The sequence below is a fragment of the Plantactinospora siamensis genome (assembly GCF_042434095.1).
GTDB lineage: Bacteria > Actinomycetota > Actinomycetes > Mycobacteriales > Micromonosporaceae > KBS50.
This window is the reverse complement of record NZ_JBHLUE010000017.1, coordinates 144,230-161,086: the sequence shown is the minus strand read 5'-3', so window position 1 is coordinate 161,086 and position 16,857 is coordinate 144,230. Positions and strand designations below refer to the sequence as shown.

The 16,857-nt window shown below is 74.0% G+C and carries 18 protein-coding genes; 6 read left to right on the top strand and 12 right to left on the bottom strand.

What is annotated here, in order from left to right; genetic code table 11:
• The first annotated feature begins 65 nt into the window (after positions 1-65).
• On the top strand, positions 66-1,715 hold the full coding sequence (locus ACFFHU_RS21185) for a phospholipase D family protein (protein ID WP_377341491.1): 1,650 nt from the start codon (positions 66-68) through the stop codon (positions 1,713-1,715).
• Between the two features lie 216 nt (positions 1,716-1,931).
• Positions 1,932-2,747, top strand: a complete 816-nt coding sequence (locus tag ACFFHU_RS21180) for a SigB/SigF/SigG family RNA polymerase sigma factor (protein ID WP_377341489.1) — start codon at positions 1,932-1,934, stop codon at positions 2,745-2,747.
• 257 nt (positions 2,748-3,004) lie between these two features.
• Here the strand turns inward: ACFFHU_RS21180 and ACFFHU_RS21175 are convergent, their stop codons facing one another.
• The 8 genes from ACFFHU_RS21175 to ACFFHU_RS21140 all read right to left on the bottom strand — a co-directional run bounded on the left by ACFFHU_RS21175 (position 3,005) and on the right by ACFFHU_RS21140 (position 10,683).
• The gene (locus ACFFHU_RS21175) at positions 3,005-3,739 is read right to left on the bottom strand and encodes a PP2C family protein-serine/threonine phosphatase (protein WP_377341487.1); all 735 of its coding nucleotides are present in this window, start codon (positions 3,737-3,739) and stop codon (positions 3,005-3,007) included.
• 143 nt (positions 3,740-3,882) lie between these two features.
• Positions 3,883-4,926 carry a hypothetical protein gene (locus ACFFHU_RS21170; protein ID WP_377341485.1) on the bottom strand — a complete coding sequence of 348 codons (1,044 nt, stop codon included), beginning with the start codon at positions 4,924-4,926 and terminating at the stop codon, positions 3,883-3,885.
• On the bottom strand, positions 4,866-5,954 hold the full coding sequence (locus ACFFHU_RS21165) for a transporter substrate-binding domain-containing protein (protein WP_377341483.1): 1,089 nt from the start codon (positions 5,952-5,954) through the stop codon (positions 4,866-4,868). Before ACFFHU_RS21165 ends, ACFFHU_RS21170 begins: the two co-directional genes overlap by 61 nt.
• A gap of 156 nt (positions 5,955-6,110) precedes the next feature.
• Entirely contained in the window at positions 6,111-6,365 is a 255-nt protein-coding gene (locus tag ACFFHU_RS21160) for a ubiquitin carboxyl-terminal hydrolase 14 (protein ID WP_377341482.1), read from the bottom strand.
• Positions 6,362-7,933 carry a Na+/H+ antiporter gene (locus tag ACFFHU_RS21155; protein ID WP_377341480.1) on the bottom strand — a complete coding sequence of 524 codons (1,572 nt, stop codon included), beginning with the start codon at positions 7,931-7,933 and terminating at the stop codon, positions 6,362-6,364. Before ACFFHU_RS21155 ends, ACFFHU_RS21160 begins: the two co-directional genes overlap by 4 nt.
• A 36-nt stretch (positions 7,934-7,969) precedes the next feature.
• Entirely contained in the window at positions 7,970-8,932 is a 963-nt protein-coding gene (locus tag ACFFHU_RS21150; protein ID WP_377341478.1) for a TIGR03885 family FMN-dependent LLM class oxidoreductase, read from the bottom strand.
• Positions 8,933-8,989: 57 nt separating this feature from the next.
• A complete protein-coding gene (locus ACFFHU_RS21145) occupies positions 8,990-10,399 on the bottom strand; it encodes an NADP-dependent succinic semialdehyde dehydrogenase (protein WP_377341476.1) in 1,410 nt (469 codons plus the stop codon).
• 14 nt (positions 10,400-10,413) lie between these two features.
• On the bottom strand, positions 10,414-10,683 hold the full coding sequence (locus tag ACFFHU_RS21140; protein WP_377341474.1) for a DUF6343 family protein: 270 nt from the start codon (positions 10,681-10,683) through the stop codon (positions 10,414-10,416).
• Positions 10,684-10,809: 126 nt separating this feature from the next.
• On the opposite strand from ACFFHU_RS21140, the gene ACFFHU_RS21135 reads away from it, so the two are divergent.
• Positions 10,810-11,661, top strand: a complete 852-nt coding sequence (locus ACFFHU_RS21135) for a GDSL-type esterase/lipase family protein (RefSeq protein WP_377341473.1) — start codon at positions 10,810-10,812, stop codon at positions 11,659-11,661.
• Between the two features lie 105 nt (positions 11,662-11,766).
• Here ACFFHU_RS21135 and ACFFHU_RS21130 read toward each other — a convergent pair whose 3' ends face one another.
• Together ACFFHU_RS21130 and ACFFHU_RS21125 are read right to left on the bottom strand one after the other, a co-directional pair.
• Positions 11,767-12,525: an EcsC family protein gene (locus ACFFHU_RS21130; RefSeq protein ID WP_377341471.1), complete on the bottom strand. Its 759-nt coding sequence runs from the start codon at positions 12,523-12,525 to the stop codon at positions 11,767-11,769.
• A gap of 79 nt (positions 12,526-12,604) precedes the next feature.
• The gene (locus ACFFHU_RS21125) at positions 12,605-12,751 is read right to left on the bottom strand and encodes a hypothetical protein (protein ID WP_377341469.1); all 147 of its coding nucleotides are present in this window, start codon (positions 12,749-12,751) and stop codon (positions 12,605-12,607) included.
• Between the two features lie 311 nt (positions 12,752-13,062).
• Between ACFFHU_RS21125 and ACFFHU_RS21120 the strand changes: the two genes are divergently transcribed.
• From ACFFHU_RS21120 to ACFFHU_RS21110, 3 genes are read left to right on the top strand one after another with little or no spacing between them, the layout of a single operon-like run.
• Positions 13,063-13,980, top strand: a complete 918-nt coding sequence (locus ACFFHU_RS21120) for a proteasome assembly chaperone family protein (RefSeq protein WP_377341467.1) — start codon at positions 13,063-13,065, stop codon at positions 13,978-13,980.
• Position 13,981: 1 nt separating this feature from the next.
• Complete coding sequence (locus ACFFHU_RS21115) at positions 13,982-14,770, top strand: exodeoxyribonuclease III (protein WP_377341465.1); 789 nt, start codon at positions 13,982-13,984, stop codon at positions 14,768-14,770.
• Positions 14,771-14,780: 10 nt separating this feature from the next.
• Entirely contained in the window at positions 14,781-15,092 is a 312-nt protein-coding gene (locus ACFFHU_RS21110) for an antibiotic biosynthesis monooxygenase family protein (RefSeq protein ID WP_377341463.1), read from the top strand.
• A gap of 99 nt (positions 15,093-15,191) precedes the next feature.
• On the opposite strand, the gene ACFFHU_RS21105 is transcribed toward ACFFHU_RS21110, so the two are convergent.
• Both ACFFHU_RS21105 and ACFFHU_RS21100 read right to left on the bottom strand, forming a co-directional pair.
• Positions 15,192-15,830 carry a class F sortase gene (locus ACFFHU_RS21105; RefSeq protein ID WP_377341852.1) on the bottom strand — a complete coding sequence of 213 codons (639 nt, stop codon included), beginning with the start codon at positions 15,828-15,830 and terminating at the stop codon, positions 15,192-15,194.
• A gap of 75 nt (positions 15,831-15,905) precedes the next feature.
• The gene (locus ACFFHU_RS21100) at positions 15,906-16,628 is read right to left on the bottom strand and encodes a hypothetical protein (protein WP_377341460.1); all 723 of its coding nucleotides are present in this window, start codon (positions 16,626-16,628) and stop codon (positions 15,906-15,908) included.
• Between the last annotated feature and the right edge of the window lie 229 nt (positions 16,629-16,857).

Sequence of the window (16,857 nt, the reverse complement as noted above, 5' to 3'; positions counted from 1 at the left end):
CTGGCGTCTCGTGTCCGCGGCCGTCCGCGCCCGCCCGGTATCGCTTCCCGCATACCGGCCCCGACATGCGCAAACATGACGAGCGTCCTACCGTGTGGGCGACGTCGACCTCGAAGGGGCGGTACGTGTCGATCGAGGAGTGGTTCCTGACCGAGCGGGAACGTGCCAACCCCGCAACCGGATTACCCATCTGGTGCGCGGGAAACCGAGCCGAGCCGCTGGTGCACGGTTCGGCGTACTTCGACCGGCTGGTCACCGAGGTGAGCGGCCTGGAACGCGGTGACCACCTGTTCTTCACGGACTGGCGGGGCGACCCGGACGAACGGTTGCGCCCGGACGGGCCGACCGTGGCCGAGCTGTTCGCCGCGGCGGCGCAGCGGGGCGTGGTGGTCAAGGGGTTGATCTGGCGCTCGCACGTCGACAAGCTCCAGTTCAGCGAGGAGGAGAACCGCAACCTCAGCGACCAGGTCCGCGCGGCCGGCGGCGAGGTGCTGCTCGACCAGCGGGTACGCCGGCTGGGCTCGCACCACCAGAAGCTGGTGGTGCTGCGCCACCCCAACGCGCCCGAGCGGGACGTGGCGTTCGCCGGTGGCATCGACCTGTGCCACAGCCGGCGGGACGACGCGACGCACGACGGCGACCCGCAGCCGCTGCAGATGAACAAGCGGTACGGCGAGCACCCGCCGTGGCACGACGTCCAGCTGGAGCTGCGCGGGCCGGTGGTCGGGGCGCTGGACACGCTGTTCCGGGAGCGCTGGACCGACCCGATGCCGCTGGACTCGGAGAACCCGGTGGCGTACGTGCGGGACCGGCTGCGCGGCGCGGACCTGCGCCCGGATCCGCTGCCGGACCAGCCGCCGGAGCCGCCGCCGGCCGGGCCACACCGGATCCAGGTGCTGCGGACGTACCCGTCGGTCAAGCCGGCGTACCGGTTCGCGCCGGACGGCGAGCGGAGCATCGCGCGCGGCTACACGAAGGTGATCCGCCGGGCCCGGCGGCTGATCTACGTGGAGGACCAGTACCTGTGGTCGAAGGACGTGGCCGAGTTGTTCGCCGCGGCGCTTCGGGAGCAGCCGGAGCTGCATCTGGTCGCCGTGGTGCCGCGGTACCCGGACGTGGACGGCCGGTTCGCCCTGCCACCCAACCAGGTGGGCCGGGAGATAGCCCTGGAGGTCTGCCAGCGCGCCGACCCGGACCGGGTGCACGTGTTCGACCTGGAGAACCGCGCCGGCAACCCGGTGTACGTGCACGCCAAGGTCTGCGTGGTCGATGACGTCTGGGCGACGGTGGGCAGCGACAACCTCAACCGGCGCTCCTGGACGCACGACAGCGAGCTGTCCTGCGCCGTGCTGGACGACACCCGCGACGAGCGGGCGCCGACCGACCCCGCCGGGCTCGGCGACGGCGCCCGGCGGTACGCCCGGGACCTGCGCCTGCGGCTGTGGCGTGAGCATCTGGACCGGGCGCCGGACGGCAGCGAGGACGCCGACCTGCTGGATCCGGCGGACGCGGTCGCGGCCATCACCGCCAGCGCGCAGGCGGTGCAGGAGTGGTACGACGGCGGCCAGCGTGGTCCGCGGCCGCCCGGCCGGCTGCGCCCGCACCGGCCCGAGCACCTGGGACCGGCCACCAAGCTGTGGGCGGTGCCGGCCTACCGGCTGATCTACGACCCGGACGGCCGGCCGATCCGGGCCCGGCTCCGGCGGACCTGGTGACCCTCGTCGCACCCGGCCGCGCTGAGATCGTGGCCCTGCCGCAAATATTCTTGGCACGATGTCCGGAAAGCTCCCGTTACGCGAGCTTTCTCCATCGGCCTTTCGGCTAGATTTCTCAGAGCCGATCAGGTTAGGGTTGCCCTCGAACGGCCCAACTGACACACACAAATGCACAACTTGTCTTTTGCCCGCGGACGAGGTGCAGGGAGGACCACCATGACCGCGACGATGACCAAGCAGTCCACCGCTCCGACAGGCACCACGAGCGTCGCCGGAACGTCGACCGACAGCGCCACCGAGCTGCTGGAGGCCATGGCGGCGCTGCCGGCCGGGCACCCGTCCCGGGCCACCCTGCGGGCGAAGGCGATCGAGGCGTGGCTGCCGCTGGCGCAGCACCTCGCCCACCGCTACAGCGGCCGCGGCGAGCCCAGCGACGACCTGATCCAGACCGCGTCGGTCGGCCTGATCAAGGCCGTCGACAAGTTCGACCCGAGCCGCGGCGTCGACTTCGCCGGTTACGCCATCCCGACGATCATCGGCGAGCTCAAGCGGCACTTCCGGGACCGCACCTGGGACATCCGGGTTCCCCGCCGCCTCCAGGAGCTGCGGCTCGCGATCTCCGAGGCGAACAGCTCGCTCCTGCAGTCGCTCGGCCGCTCGCCGACGGTGGCCGACATCGCCGCCCACCTCAAGGTCACCGAGGAAGAGGTCCTGGAGGGCCTGGAGGGCGCCCGGGCGTACAACGCCGTGTCGCTGTCCACCCCGACCGGCGACGGTGAGCGGGCCACCGAGCTCGGCGACATGCTGGGCGGTGAGGACGGCGAGTTCGAGCTGGCCGAGCTGCGTGTCGCCCTCGGGCCGGCGCTCGCCACCCTCGACGAGCGTGAGCAGAAGATCCTCACCCTCCGGTTCTACGGCAACCTGACGCAGTCGCAGATCGCCGACCAGATCGGCGTCTCGCAGATGCACGTCTCCCGGCTGCTGGCCCGCGCCCTCACCAAGCTCCGCGGCCAGCTCGTCGACACCTACTGAGCCCCACCGAGCACCCGAGAACACAAGCAACAAAGCAAGCCACCAAAGCCACCAGCGGAAGGGCCCGGACCGGTCGGTCCGGGCCCTTCCGCGTCGTCGGACCCAACCCGGACCCATGGGCTCACCCGGACCACCACAGGGTTTCCGCCGGAGCCCGCCCACGTCGGGATCAAGCCTGACCGCCCAGAGTGGGCGGGCTCCGGCGGAAACCCACCACCGCGGACCCGCAGGGCCAGCGAAGCCGGATACGAACAGGTTCAGACCTCGTCGTCCGGGACCACGTCCGCCACGACGACGGTGATGTTGTCCGGTCCGCCGGCGCGCAGGGCCAGGTCGACGAGCCGCCGGGCGCACGCCTCCCGGTCGGCGTACCCGCTCACCACCTCGGCGAGGGTGTCGGCCCGGACCACGTTGGTGAGGCCGTCGCTGCACAGCAGCCACCGGTCGCCGGGGCGCGGCTCGACGGTCAGGTAGGCGGCCCGTACCGTGTCGCCCTGCAGCGCCTGGGTCACCACCGCCCGGCGCGGGTGGCTGCTCGCCTCCTCCGCGGTGATCACGCCCTCGTCGACGAGCATCTGCACGAACGTGTCGTCCCGGGTGACCTGGGCGAAGGCGCCGTCTCGGAAGAGGTAGGCCCGCGAGTCGCCGACGTGGGCCACGGCCAGACAGGTGCCGCTCACCGACATCAACAGCGCGGTGAGGGTCGTACCCATGCCCTGCCGGGTCGGGTCCTCCTCGACCGCCTCCCGGATCCGCCCGCTGGCCACCTCGATGGCGCCCTGCAGCGCCACCACCATGGCGTCGTCCGCGGTGGGCACGTCCAGACCCGAGATCGCCTCGATGGTGATCTCGCTGGCCAGGTCGCCGGCGGCCATCCCGCCCATGCCGTCGGCCACGGCCACCAACCATTCTCCGGCGTGCACCGAGTCCTGGTTGCTGCTGCGCACCAGCCCCTGGTCGCTCACCGCCGCGGAACGCAGCTTGAGGGTCATGGCAGGCAGCCTGCCATCACCGGGCCCCGTTGTCTCTACTAGATCACCGCGGGTTGCCCGGCGTTCCGCCCCGGCCGGCCCCGCCGGGATGGCCGGGCCGCCGGCCGCCGGTCCGGTGGACACCTCGGCCGGCATCTCCGGGGTCATCGGGGCGCCTCCGGCCCCCGGGCCGGGACGACCCGGCCCGAACACCGTGGATCGGGCGGGGCCAACGGCCGGTGGGGCATCACCCAGTTGAGGGCGGATTCCTCCACCGGCCAGCCGTGCGCCCGCACGGCGCTGGTCGGGATCCGGGCGGTCTCGGGGCAGAGCACCTGACCTCGCACCTCCTCGTTCGGCACGAACCGTACGCTCCCCCGCTGGTCCAACACGATCGTCATCCGGTCGGTCACCGTCACCACCTGCCCGACCACCACCTCGACCGGACCGGTCGCGGGTGGCGCCGGGCCGACCTCGACGGCCGCCGTGGGCAGCACCGAGACCCGAAGGAACACCGTACCCATTACCAGCGGCGCGATCACGGCCACCGCGTACGCCGTGCCGTGCGTGACCGCCGGCGCGGCCCGGCGCGGGACCGGACCGGTGAGGACGACGGCGCCGGCCGGCGGCAGGGCCAGCAGCACGGCCGTGACCAGCTCACCCAGCCGCACGGCCGACACGATGGCCGGCCCGAGCCAGCCGTACGCCAGCACCGCGGCCAGGACCGGCACGGCGACGCCCACCGCCAGCAGCCGGTCCGGCCGCCCCGGCCACCGGTACCGGGCCCGCAGGCCGGCCAGCCACAGGGCGAGCATGAGCAGCGCCGGCAGGAAGCGGAGCTGCCAGGTGAGGGCGGCCAGCGCGGTGGCCGCGCCGAACACCCAGCCCGGGGTGCGCGCCGCGGCCGAGGCCAGCAGCGACCGCTCGGGGTCGAACCGGTCGGGCGCGCTGACCCGCAGCAGCCAGCCGAGCACGCCGAGGACCAGCACGCCGAACGGGAACGCCCAGACCAGCGCGATCAGCAGCGCGCTCAGCATGCCCAGCGGGCTGACGTACTGCACCAGCAGCAGCATGGTGGACATGTCCTGCCGGCTGAGCTGCCACAGACGCAGCACCAGCAGCAGGACCGGGAACGCCGGCAGCAGCGTCAGCAGCCACTGCTGGGCCGTCCGCGCCCGCGGGCGCCGCTCCGGGCCGCCCGCCGCCACGGGGCCGGAGGTGGCAGGGCCACCGTCTCCCACGGCCACTGCCGCACCTCCACCTTCCGGGCCGCGGGCTGCTGGTCCACCGCCACCTGTTGGGGCAGGCTGGCCGGCTGCTCCCAGCGCAGGTTGCGGTCGAACGCGTCCTCCCACCGCCGGTCCTCCGGGTCGGTCGCCGAGCGGTACAGCGACAGGTCGACCAGGTCGCGCAGGGCCACGTTCGAGCCGGTGTTCACCCCGTACAGCTCCTGGCCGGCCTCGCCGATGTCCCACAGCCGCAGCGGTCGGGCCCGCTGGACCGACCACGGATCGCCGGGCCGGTGCGCCACGAAGCCGGCCAGGATGGCCGCGTCGGTGACCACCGAGTCGACGTGGCCGTCGTACAGGTCCTGCACGCACTCGCTGACCCGCTTGCGGGTGCCCACCAGCGCGCCCAGGTCGCGCAGGTTGGGCTCGGCGGTGGAGGTGGCCAGCGTGCAGACCTTCCGGCCGCGCAGGTCGCGCAGGCTGTCCACCGGCCGCTCATCGGTCTTGAGCGTGAGCACCGACTGCTCGGTGCTCAGATATGGCGCCGAGAAGGTGGCGCCCTGCCGGACCCGCTCGTCGGTGATGCTGAACGAGGCCACCACCATGTCCACCGTGACGAACCGGTCGCCGTCGCGGGCCTGCCGCCGGATCCGGTCCTCGCTCTCGATCGGCAGCAGCCGGACCGAACCGGGCGCGAAGCCCAGGTCGGCGGCGATCATCAGGGCGATGTCGATGTCGAATCCGGCGTAGCTGCCGTCGGGGGCCACCTGGGCGATCCCCGGCTGGTCGTCCTTCACGCCGATGAGCAGTTGCTGCTTGCCGGCCAGGCCGGCCCGGCGCAGCAGGTCCTGGCGGGTCGGCGGCCCGCCGGCGGTGACCACCCGGGCCACCGCGACCCCGGCGACCACCAGCACCACGAGCAGCGCCACCAGGCGCAGCCGGCGGAACCACACCACCCGGGGCGGCGGGATCGCCGGACCGGCCGCCGGCTCGCTGTCCTGGCCCACGCCGCCTCCCGCCTCCCGAACCGCCCGCTGCGGTCCGGGCCACTCATTGTGGCGGATCGAGGGCAAACCACGACACCCCGCGGCCGGGTGACGGCGGCCCCCGGCGCCGGGGTGACGGCCGCGCCCCGGGGCCGGGCGACGGCGGCGTCCGGCGGATCAGCCGATGGCCTCGTCCACAAAGCACCACCGCCAGTTCTCGCCGGGCTGGATGGATCGCATGACCGGGTGCCCGGTGGCCTGGAAATGCTTGGTGGCGTGCCGGTTCGGCGACGAGTCGCAGCAGCCGACGTGCCCGCAGCTCAGGCACGCCCGCAGGTGTACCCAGTCGTCGCCCGCGGCCACGCACTCCGGGCACTCGCCGGTCGTCTCCGGCTCGACCGTGCCCGCCTCGGCCAGGTGGGTGCAGCTCATTCCTCACTCCGTCTCAACATCGACTCCTCCAGGTCCAGGTCGCGGTAGGCGCGAACCAGCACCTCCTCGGCGATCCGGCCGTCGTCCCGGGCCCTGCGGAAGACCTCACGTTCGGCGTCGATCATCTCCTGCCGGATCCGACCGTACGCCTGGGAGGGGGTCTCCCGCTCGTCGCCGCCGAGCCGTTCCCAGGCCGAGTTGGTGCGGTCCTCGACCAACCGGCGGAGACGCTTCACGACCGCCTCCGGCGCCCCGTCGGCGGCCGCCTCCAGCCGCTCCCGCGCGGCCCGGCCGGCCTGTTGCTGGATGCCGGCCTCGGCCAGCGCGTCCTGCGCCGGGTCGTCGGAGGGCAGCCGCAGCCGCCGGGCCACCGCCGGCAGCGTCGCGCCCTGGACGACCAGGGTGAAGACGATGACCGCGAAGGCGATCCAGACGAACAGGTTGCGGGAGTAGGTCGGCACGCCCGGCACGGTCAGCGGCAGCGCGAGCGCCGCGGCCAGCGTGACCACGCCGCGCATGCCGGCCCAGCCGATCACCGCGGGGAAGTTGGCCGGCGGCGACGGGTCGCGGCGACGGACCCGGGGCACCAGCCGAGCCAGGTACGTGGCCGGGAAGACCCAGACGTACCGGGTCAGGAACACCGTGCCGAGCACGGCGGCGGTGACCCCGGCCACGATGGCGACCGGCCGGTCCAGCCCGGTCACCACCTCACGCAGTTGCAGACCGACCAGCACGAAGACCAGGCCCTCCAGCAGGAACCGGACCAGCCGCCAGAAGGCGCTCATCTGCAGCCGGGAGGCGGCCGACATCAGCACCGGCAGCTTGTGCCCCAGGCCCAGGCCGGTGACCACCACGGCCACCACGCTGGAGGCGCCGATCGGTTCGGCCGCGGCCACCACCGCGAACGGGGCGATCAGCGACAGCGCGTTGTCCAGCAGCGGGTCCCGGACGCGCTTGTGCAGGAAGCCGAACAGCAGGAACCCGAGCAGCCCGATCACCACCCCGCCACCGGCGGCCACCAGCACCTCGCGGCCGACCTGCAGGGCGTTCAGGGCCGGCCCGGTGGCCGCGGCCACCGCCACCCGCAGCAGCACCAGCGAGGTGGCGTCGTTGATCAGGCTCTCGCCCTCGAGAATGGTCACCAGCCGGCGGGGCAGCCCGATCCGCCGGGCCACCGCGGTGGCCGCCACGGCGTCCGGCGGCGCCACCACCGCGCCGAGGGCCACGCAGATCGACAGCGGCAGCGCCGGCAGCAACAGGTGGACGACCACACCAACGACGATCGCCGTGAAGATCACCAAACCGACCGCGAGCAGCAGGATGGGCCGGATGTTGGTGCGGAACGCCGGCACCGAGGTCTCCAGCGCCGAGACGTACAGCAGCGGCGGCAGGATCCCGATCAGGACGACCTCGGGTTCGAGGTGAACGTTGAGGATCCCCGGAACGAACGACAGAACGAGCCCGACCACGACCAGCACGATGGGCGACAACATGCCCAGCCGGCGGGCCAACGCCGCCCCGAGCACCGCCACGGCGAGCAGCAGGACGACGTCCAACAAGCCATGCATGGAAGCAAGCCTAGAAGGTCCCGGGTCTGGTCCCGATCACGCAGTCCGCAGCTTCGGCAGCACCTCTGCGCCGAACGCGTCGATGAACCGGTCCAGCCGCTGCCCGACATGGTGCAGGTAGATCTCGTCGAAGCCGAGTTCGGCGTACCCGTGCAGCTTCTCGGCGTGCCGGTCCAGGTCGGCGGAGATCTCCACGACGTCGGCCACCTGTTCCAGCGGGACCCGGTCGGAGACCGCGTCGAAGTGCTCGGGCAGCTCCAGGTCCCAGCACACCGGCGGCGGGAAGACGTTGCTGCGCCACTGGTCATGGGCGATGCGGGCGGCCTCGGCCTCGTCCGGCGCCCAGCTCAGGTGCACCTGCAGGTGGAGCCGGCCCCGGCCGCCGGCCTCGCGGTAGGCCTCGATGATCCGGCGCAGCCGGTCGACCGGCGCGTTCACCGTGATCAACCCGTCCGCCCACTCCGCGCACCAGCGCGCGGTGGCCGGGCTCACGGCCGCGCCGACCAGCGCGGGCGGCTGCTCGGGCAGCGTCCACAGCCGGGCCCGGTCGACGGTGACCAGCCCGTCGTGGCTGACCTCCTCGCCGGCCAGCAGCGCGCGGATCACCCCGACGCACTCGCGCAGCCGGGCGGTGCGTACCGCCTTGCGCGGCCACCCGCCGCCGGTGATGTGCTCGTTGCTGGCCTCACCGGTGCCGAGCGCCGCCCAGAACCGACCGGGGTACATGGCCGCGAGGGTGCCGATGGCCTGGGCGATGACCGCCGGGTGGTAGCGCTGGCCGGGCGCGTTGACCACACCGAACGGCAGCGAGGTGGCCTGCAGCGCCGACCCCAGCCAGGACCAGGCAAAGCCGGAGTGGCCCTGCCGGGTGCTCCACGGCGAGAAGTGGTCGGAGGACATGGCGGCGTCGAACCCGGCCTGCTCGGCCCGGACCATCGCGGACAGGAGGGCGGCGGGGTGGATCTGCTCGTGGGAGGCGTGGATTCCGTACGTCGTCATGCCGCCGATCGGTACCCGCCGGGCGACGCGGTCAACCGCGTCGCCCGGCGGCCTCGATCATTCGGCGTGTGCGGTGCCGCCCGGCGCCGCGCCCTCGCCGACCCACACCGTCTTGACGTTGCAGAACTCCCGGATGCCCCAGGCCGACAGCTCGCGCCCGTAGCCGGAGTTCTTCACCCCGCCGAACGGCAGCTGCGGGTACGAGGTTGTCATGCCGTTGACGAAGACGCTGCCGGCGTCCAGGTCCGCGGCGAACCGCTGCTGCTCGGCCTCGTCCCGGGTCCACGCGTTCGAGCCCAGCCCGAACGGCGTGCCGTTGGCCAGCTCGATAGCCTCGGCGTAGGAGGAGACCCGGTAGAGGCCGGCGACCGGGCCGAAGACCTCCTCGGCGTACATCCGCATCTGCGGCGTCAGCTCGGCCACCACCGTCGGCGGGTAGTACCAGCCCGGCCCGTCCGGCCGCTGCCCGCCGCAGAGCACCCGGGCGCCCTTGTCGACCGCGTCCCGCACCTGCTCCTCGATGTCCTCCCTGCCCTTTTCGGTGGCCAGCGGGCCGACGTCGGTCCCGTCCGCCATCGGGTCGCCCACCCGCAGGGCGGACATGGCCGCCACGAACTTCTCGGCGAACGCGTCGTACACGTCGGCGTGCACGATGAACCGCTTGGCGGCGATGCACGACTGGCCGTTGTTCTGGCAGCGCGCGGTGGTGGCCACCTGGGCGGCCCGGTCCAGGTCGGCCGACGGCATCACCACGAACGGGTCGCTGCCGCCGAGCTCGAGCACGGTCTTCTTGAGCTCCCGGCCGGCGATCTCGGCGACCGACCGGCCGGCCCGCTCGCTGCCGGTCAGCGTGGCGGCCCGGACCCGCGGATCGGTGAGCACCCGCTCCACCTTCTTGGAGTCGATCAGCAGGGCCTGGAACGACCCGGCCGGGTAGCCGGCGCGGGTGAACAGGTCCTCGAGGAACAGCGCCGTCTGCGGCACGTTGGAGGCGTGCTTGAGCAGGCCGGTGTTCCCGGCCATCAGGGCCGGGGCGGCGAACCGGATCACCTGCCAGAGCGGGAAGTTCCACGGCATCACCGCGAGCACCGGGCCGATCGGCTGGTAGCGGGTGAACGCCCGGGTCGGGTTCACGGCGTCGGCGTCGGCCGGCTCGTCGGCCAGGAACTCCTCGGCGTGTTCGGCGTAGAAGCGGCAGGCCGTGGCGCACTTGGTCACCTCGGCCTTCGCGGCCGCCAGTGTCTTGCCCATCTCGGTGGTCATCATCCGGGCGGTGTCGTCGGCGCCGCCCTCCAGCAGGTCGGCCGCGGCGTTCATCCAGCCGGCGCGCTGGGCGAATGTGGTGCCGCGCAGCGCCCGATAGGCGTCGTGGGCGCGGCCGATCGCGGCGTCGACCTGCTCGTCGGTGGCCTCGTCGAAGGTCTGCACGGTCTGGCCGGTCGCGGGGTTGACGCTGGCCATGGTCATCGGCGTACTCCCGTTCATTCGAAGAGCGAGTGGCGCGAGCCCGGCGGCTCGGCCCGGCGGCGGGCGGCCCGCCGCCGTTGCACGACGACCAGGTCGACGACCGCGACCGCGGCGAGCAGGAACAGCACCGCGGCGGGCACCCGGTAGCCGGCCCGGAGCACCAGGATCCCGAGGACGACGCTGACCACCAGGCCGAACGAGGCCAGGGCCAACCGCAGGTTGAGGGCACTGTACGCGTGCCCGACCGTTCCGCGGGCCCCGCGCGGCTGCTGCCTGGCTGCCATCTGATCCAACTACCCGGGCCCGCGGGCGGCTAACCTGTCGGGCCGCCGACGGGACCCTTACCCCGGAGCCCGGAAGCACCGTAGAGTTACCCGGCCATCGCCGTCCGTCGACGTCTCGGGAGCCGGATGCCTCGCCGTTGGATCGCCGCCGTGGCCGCGGCCGCCGTCGCCGCCGTGGGCATCGCCTGCGAGGGTGGCGGGACCGGCCACCCCGGCCCGAGCCGATCCCCGACGCACCGGCACGCGGCCTCGATCGCGGCGCTGGGCGACTCCATCAGCACGGCCTTCGGCTCGTGCCTGAGCCTGATCTCCTGCCCGCGCAACTCCTGGTCGACCGGCAGCAGCACCCGGGTGGACAGCATCCGCAGCCGGCTGATGGCCGACGACCCCGGGCTCGACCTGACCCCGCACAACGAGGCCGTGGCCGGGGCCCGGGCGGCCGCGCTGCCGGACCAGGCCGGCGCCGCGGTGCGGCACCGGGCCGACTACGTGACGCTGCTGGTGGGGGCCAACGACGCCTGCCGTCCGGACATCGACCAGATGACCCCGGTCGCCGAGTTCCGCGCCGACGTCGACCGGGCGCTGCGGGTCCTGCGCGACGGCCGCCCCCGGGCGCAGGTCCTGGTCGCCAGCGTCCCCGATCTGAACCGGCTGTGGTCCGTCGGGCACACCGACCGGCTGGCCGTACGGGTGTGGGCGCACGGCGTGTGCCCGGCGCTGCTGGCCAACCCGACCTCGACGTCCGCCACCGACGTCCGGCGCCGGGCCGCGTTCGCGGCCCGGATCGACGCGTACGACGACCAGCTCGCGGCCGCGTGTTCCGGCTACGGCAGGCGATGCCGGTACGACGGCGGCGCCGTGCACCGGGTGGCCTTCTCGAAGGACATGGTGAACCCGCTGGACTTCTTCCATCCGGACGTGGACGGGCAGCAAGCCCTCGCCGCCACGGCCTGGCGGGCCTGGCGGCTCGGCGGCTGACCGGCCAGCCGCGACCGGCGTCCAGGCGGGGCGGCGCTCAGGGGCAGGCGGGGCTCAGGGGCAGGCGGCGCTCAGGGGCAGGCGGGGCTCATGGGCAGGCGGCGCTCAGGGCTGGCGTTGCGCCGGCACCCGACCGGGCTCCGGCCGGTACATGTCCTGGGCCCGGCGGGCCAGCTCGGCCGTGGCCGAGGAGTTGGCCCAGGTGCCGAGCAGCACCCCGGCGCCCGGCACCGCCTTGGCCAGCATCCGCTTGGCCGCCCGGACACCGGCCATCCGGGCCAGCCGCACGCCGAGCCGGAGCAGCGCCTGCCGCAGCGGGGTGTCGGTCCGGGCGAACAGCTCGCCGGCCCGCTCCCGACCGGCGGCCACCCCGAGCGCCAGCCGGGCGCTCTCGGCGACCTTGTGCACCCGTTGCAGCACCAGCAGGTCGGTGGCCCGTTCGGACTGCGTCGGGTCCACCCCGTACGCGGCGGCGATGTGCAGCACCATGCGGGCCTGGGTCCAGGCCAGCACCCCGACGTCGATGATGGCGCCGGGCAGGCCGGCCGCGCCGGAGACCGCGCCCGAGAGCCGGGCCAGGTTGAGGAACTTGCGGATCACCCGCTGGGCCAGCTCGTCGCCGGCCACCTCGGGCCCGGCGGCGCGGGCCCGCTCGGCCCACCGGGCGGCCTCCGGGCCGAGCCGGCGGACCGCCTCCAGCGCGAGGTGCTCGGGCGCGTACTGCGGATCGTCGCGCATCCGGTCCCACAGGTTCGCTGGCAGCGCCGCCGGGCCGGCCGGATCGATGCCGTCGACCGGATCGTCGCCGCCGGCCGGGTCCGCGCCGCGGGTGGCACCGTCATCGGGCCGGGCGGTGTCGGTCACGCGGACCTCCTGAAGATGGGGTGGGTGCGTGCGGCCGGCGCCGCGCGGCCCCCGGTCGTCTCGGGGCCGCGCCGCGCCGCTACCGGCGGCGGTTGGTGAACCGGCCCGCAAGCTGGCGCAGCTTGGCCTGGTTTTCCGGCTTGGCCAGCTCCTGCCGGCCCCGCGCGACCATCCGCTGGCCACGCGGCGACTGCAGGAACGCGGTGAGCCGCTGGATAACCGACATCGTCGCTCCTCCTGTCCGTCCCCGGGCGGGGCGTTGCCGCCATCCTTACCCAAACCGCCCGCGCGCCAACCGGATGCCGCCGGCCCGGCCCGCGCCGGCCGCCCCCGGGCCCGGCCCGCGCCGGCCGCCGCCCGGCCCGCGCCGGCCGGCGGCCCGGGCGAGCCGGTACGGCGGAGACGCACATCACCACCCGCGCCGTTCGGGCACCGCGGGTCGGGGTGGTTGGCTGGGATGGACGAAGATGACGGCAGCGTTGTGCCATGGGGGCGTTTCGGCCGGCGCGAGCCGCCGCGTTGAGGAGGTCTGGACCGGTGCGTGATCCGCACGAGCTGTACGAACTTGCCGACGACCTGCCGGAGCTGGGTCAGCCGGTGCTGATCCAGGCGCTCACCGGGTTCGTGGACGCCGGGCACGCCAGCCGGCTGGCCCGGGAACACCTCACCTCGACCCTCGACGGACGGCTCGTCGCGACCTTCGACGTCGACCAGTTGATCGACTATCGCTCCCGGCGGCCACCCATGATCTTCGTGGAGGACCACTGGCAGAGCTACGAGGATCCCCGGCTGGAGCTGCGGGCCCTCACCGACTCCGGCGGCGTGGACTTCCTGCTGCTCACCGGCCCGGAGCCGGACAGCCAGTGGGAACGGTTCGTGGCGGCCGTGATCGCCCTGATCGAGCGGCTCGACGTGCGGCTGACCGTGGGGCTCAACTCGATCCCCATGGCGGTGCCGCACACCCGCCCCGGCGGGGTGACCGCACACGCCACCCGGCCGGACCTGCTCGTCGGGCACGAGCCGTGGTTGCAGCGGGTACAGGTGCCGGGCAGCGCCGGCCACCTGCTGGAATACCGGCTCGGTCAGCGCGGCCGGGACGCGCTCGGCTTCGCCGCGCACGTGCCGCACTACGTCGCCCAGACCGACTACCCGGCCGCGGCCGAGCTGCTGCTCGGCTCGGTGTCCGGCAGCACCGGGCTGCTGCTGCCAACCGACGCGCTGCGCGGCGCCGCGGAGGAGGTCCGGTCGGACATCGACCGGCAGATCGCCGAGACCGCCGAGGCGGCCACGCTGGTACGCGCGCTCGAGGAGCAGTACGACGCGTTCACCCGCGGCCGCACCGGCAGCAACCTGCTGGCCTCCCAGGGCGGCCCGCTGCCCACCGCCGACGAGCTCGGCGCGGAGCTGGAACGGTTCCTGGCCGAGCAGAACCGCGGCGAGAACCCGGGGAGCTGACATGCGCCTGGCCACCTGGAACGTGAACTCGGTAAAGGCACGCCTGCCCCGGCTGCTGGACTGGCTGGCCGGCACCGGCCCGGACGTGGTGTGCCTGCAGGAGACCAAGTGCCCAGACGGTTCCTTCCCGGCCGACGAGGTCGGCGAGCTGGGCTATGCGGTGGCCAGCCACAGCGACGGCCGGTGGAACGGGGTGGCCGTGCTGTCCCGGATCGGCCTCACCGACGTCGCCGTCGGGTTCCCCGGCGAGCCGGGTTTCCCCCAACCGGAGGCCCGGGCCATCGCGGCCACGTGCGCCGGGACGCGCGTCTGGTCGATCTACGTGCCGAACGGGCGGACCCCGGACTCGCCGCACTACCGCTACAAGCTGGACTGGTTCGCCGGGCTGCGCGACGCGCTCGCCACCGAGCTGGGCGGCGGCGCGCCGCTGGCCGTCTGCGGGGACTTCAACGTCGCGCCCACCGACGCGGACGTGTGGGACCCCAGCCTGTTCGCCGAGTCCACCCACGTCACCCCGGCCGAGCGGCAGGCCCTCGCCGACCTGCGCGACCTCGGCCTCGTGGACGTGGTGCCCACCCCCATGAAGGGGCCGCACCCCTACACCTACTGGGACTACCGGGCCGGGATGTTCCACCAGAACAAGGGCATGCGGATCGACCTCGTGTACGCCACCCCCTCGCTCGCCGACGGCGTGCGGTCGGCGTACGTCGATCGGGAGGCGCGGAAGGGCAAGGGCCCCTCGGACCATGCCCCCATCGTGATCGACGTGGAGCCGGCCGGCGCTGCGTAGGGTGGGATCCATGGCTGTGGTAAAGATCAACGCGATCGAGATCCCGCCGGGCGCCGGAACCGAGCTGGAACGGCGGTTCGCCGCCCGCCGGTCCGCCATGGTGGGCGTGCCCGGCTTCCTCGGCTTCGAGCTGCTGCGACCGGTGGCCGGCGAGAGCCGATACTTCGTCTACACGCGCTGGGAGACCGAGAAGGCCTACCGGGCCTGGGCGGCCGGCCCGGCCCGCGAGGCGCACGGCGGCGGGCGGGATGGCGGTGGGCAGCGCCCGGTGGCCAGCGGCGCGACGCTGCTGGAGTTCGAGGTGGTCCCGCTGACCGGCTGAGGGCGAGGGCGAGGGCGACGCCATGATCGTTGCCGGTTTTCGGTGTCGACCTGCCGGCGGCGCGCGCCGATCCCACGCAATGATCTTGAGCTTGCCCGGCTACAACCTGCGGGAGCCGATCAGCGAGGCGAACGCCACGACGTTGTCCGAGTAGCCGACGCTGCCGCCCAGCCAGTCGCCGCCGCAGGTGATCAGCCGGAGCTGCGGCCGGGTGAAGTCGCCGTAGACCCGCTGGGCGGGCAGCTTGCCCTTGTCGAAGTGCTCCACCGAGTTGACCTCGAAGAGCGCCACCGACCGGTCGGCGCGGGTCACCTCGATCCGCGCTCCGGGGCGGAGCCGGACCAGGTCGTGGAAGACCGACGGCCCGGTCTTGGTGTCGGCGTGCCCCACCATGATGGCCGGGCCGAACTGTCCCGGCGTCGGCCCACGGTCGTACCAGCCGATCTGGTTGTGGTTGGCCAGGTCGGGCACGGCCACGGAGCCGTCGGCCGCGAGCCCCACCCGCATGACCGGCGCCGCCACCTTGATCGATTTCACCACCACCCGCACCGGGCGGCTGGGCGCGAGCACCGGGAAGGATCGGGGCGGCGGCTTGCTACGGCCGCTGAGCCAGGCCCACGGGCCGCTCGCGGCCTGGCCGAGGCCGGCGCCGGTGGCGAACACGCCGAACAGCAGCAGCACCACCGCGGCCGGCCCGAACCACCGCCGCCGCGACCGGGGCCGGTCGTACCGGCGCATCGGCCGGTCGGGCCGGCGCGGTCGCAGCGCCGGGCGGTGGGTGTGGTGCAGCGTGGCCACGGCGCCGGGACCGGGTCAGTGGCGGACCGGCCGGCGGTCCGGGCCGCGATCGGCCCGGCCGTCGAGCCCGCGATCCGCCCGGCCGTCGGGACCGCGATCCGCCCGGCCGTCGGGACCGCGATCGGCCCGGCCGTCGAGCCCGCGATCCGCCCGGCCGTCGGGACCGCCTTCCGGCCGGCGGTCCGGTCCCCGATCCGCGAGGCGGCCGCGGCCGCCGTCGAGACGGAGCCCGACCACCGCGGGGCGCCGACGCAGGGCCAGCACACCGAACACGGCGCCCAGCACGAGCGCGGTCAGGCCGACCAGCAGGAGGCCGCCGCCGGGCCGCTCCCCCGCCGTGCCGCCGAATCCGGTGGCCGGCCCCCGGCTGGGTTGCCCGCCCGTCAGCACCATGAGGCTCGCGGTGGCGTCCGGGCCGCCCGGGCAGTTGAGCTTCACCCGGTACGTGCCGGCCCTGGTGTTCGCGGGCACCAGCGCGGCCGCGGTGAGCACGTTCTGCTGGGGCTGGACGGTCAGGGTGCCGAAGGCGCCGGATTCGACGGTGGCCGGCTGGGTGTTGTCCTGGCAACTGGCCCGGATGCCGACGAGATTGCCGGCCTGGACCGTGTCCGGGTTGAGCTGCACGAAGACGTCGGCCGCCAGAGCGGGCGCGGCCCCCGGCAGCACCCCGAGGACCCCCAGGACGAGGCCGAGCAGCACCGCGGGCCAGCCGGTCATGCGAAGCCGCGAGGACAGCATGGTCACCTCCAGGCAACGCGGGCCGGGTCGCCCCATCCACTCCGCCGTACCCGGAAATCTTCTCATCTCCGACGGGTGCGGCACAGCCGCTTGCCGGGCCGGGGCGTAGGCTCGCTCCTCGTCATGAGCGAGCGCAGCGAAGAGCCGACATGAGCTCCAACGACCGGACCGGCCCCGCCGCGACGCCCCAGGACCAGGCCGAGCACCGGGCCGAGGACCAGGCCGGGCA

Excerpts from the sequence above, each read along its gene's own strand:
- ACFFHU_RS21185 (WP_377341491.1), top strand. The coding sequence starts at position 66 with ATGCGCAAACATGACGAGCGTCCTACCGTGTGGGCGACGTCGACCTCG.
- ACFFHU_RS21180 (WP_377341489.1), top strand. The coding sequence starts at position 1,932 with ATGACCGCGACGATGACCAAGCAGTCCACCGCTCCGACAGGCACCACG.
- ACFFHU_RS21175 (WP_377341487.1), bottom strand. The coding sequence starts at position 3,739 with ATGACCCTCAAGCTGCGTTCCGCGGCGGTGAGCGACCAGGGGCTGGTG.
- ACFFHU_RS21160 (WP_377341482.1), bottom strand. The coding sequence starts at position 6,365 with ATGAGCTGCACCCACCTGGCCGAGGCGGGCACGGTCGAGCCGGAGACG.
- ACFFHU_RS21155 (WP_377341480.1), bottom strand. The coding sequence starts at position 7,933 with ATGCATGGCTTGTTGGACGTCGTCCTGCTGCTCGCCGTGGCGGTGCTC.
- ACFFHU_RS21150 (WP_377341478.1), bottom strand. The coding sequence starts at position 8,932 with ATGACGACGTACGGAATCCACGCCTCCCACGAGCAGATCCACCCCGCC.
- ACFFHU_RS21145 (WP_377341476.1), bottom strand. The coding sequence starts at position 10,399 with ATGACCATGGCCAGCGTCAACCCCGCGACCGGCCAGACCGTGCAGACC.
- ACFFHU_RS21140 (WP_377341474.1), bottom strand. The coding sequence starts at position 10,683 with ATGGCAGCCAGGCAGCAGCCGCGCGGGGCCCGCGGAACGGTCGGGCAC.
- ACFFHU_RS21135 (WP_377341473.1), top strand. The coding sequence starts at position 10,810 with ATGCCTCGCCGTTGGATCGCCGCCGTGGCCGCGGCCGCCGTCGCCGCC.
- ACFFHU_RS21125 (WP_377341469.1), bottom strand. The coding sequence starts at position 12,751 with ATGTCGGTTATCCAGCGGCTCACCGCGTTCCTGCAGTCGCCGCGTGGC.
- ACFFHU_RS21115 (WP_377341465.1), top strand. The coding sequence starts at position 13,982 with ATGCGCCTGGCCACCTGGAACGTGAACTCGGTAAAGGCACGCCTGCCC.
- ACFFHU_RS21110 (WP_377341463.1), top strand. The coding sequence starts at position 14,781 with ATGGCTGTGGTAAAGATCAACGCGATCGAGATCCCGCCGGGCGCCGGA.
- ACFFHU_RS21105 (WP_377341852.1), bottom strand. The coding sequence starts at position 15,830 with ATGCGCCGGTACGACCGGCCCCGGTCGCGGCGGCGGTGGTTCGGGCCG.
- ACFFHU_RS21100 (WP_377341460.1), bottom strand. The coding sequence starts at position 16,628 with ATGCTGTCCTCGCGGCTTCGCATGACCGGCTGGCCCGCGGTGCTGCTC.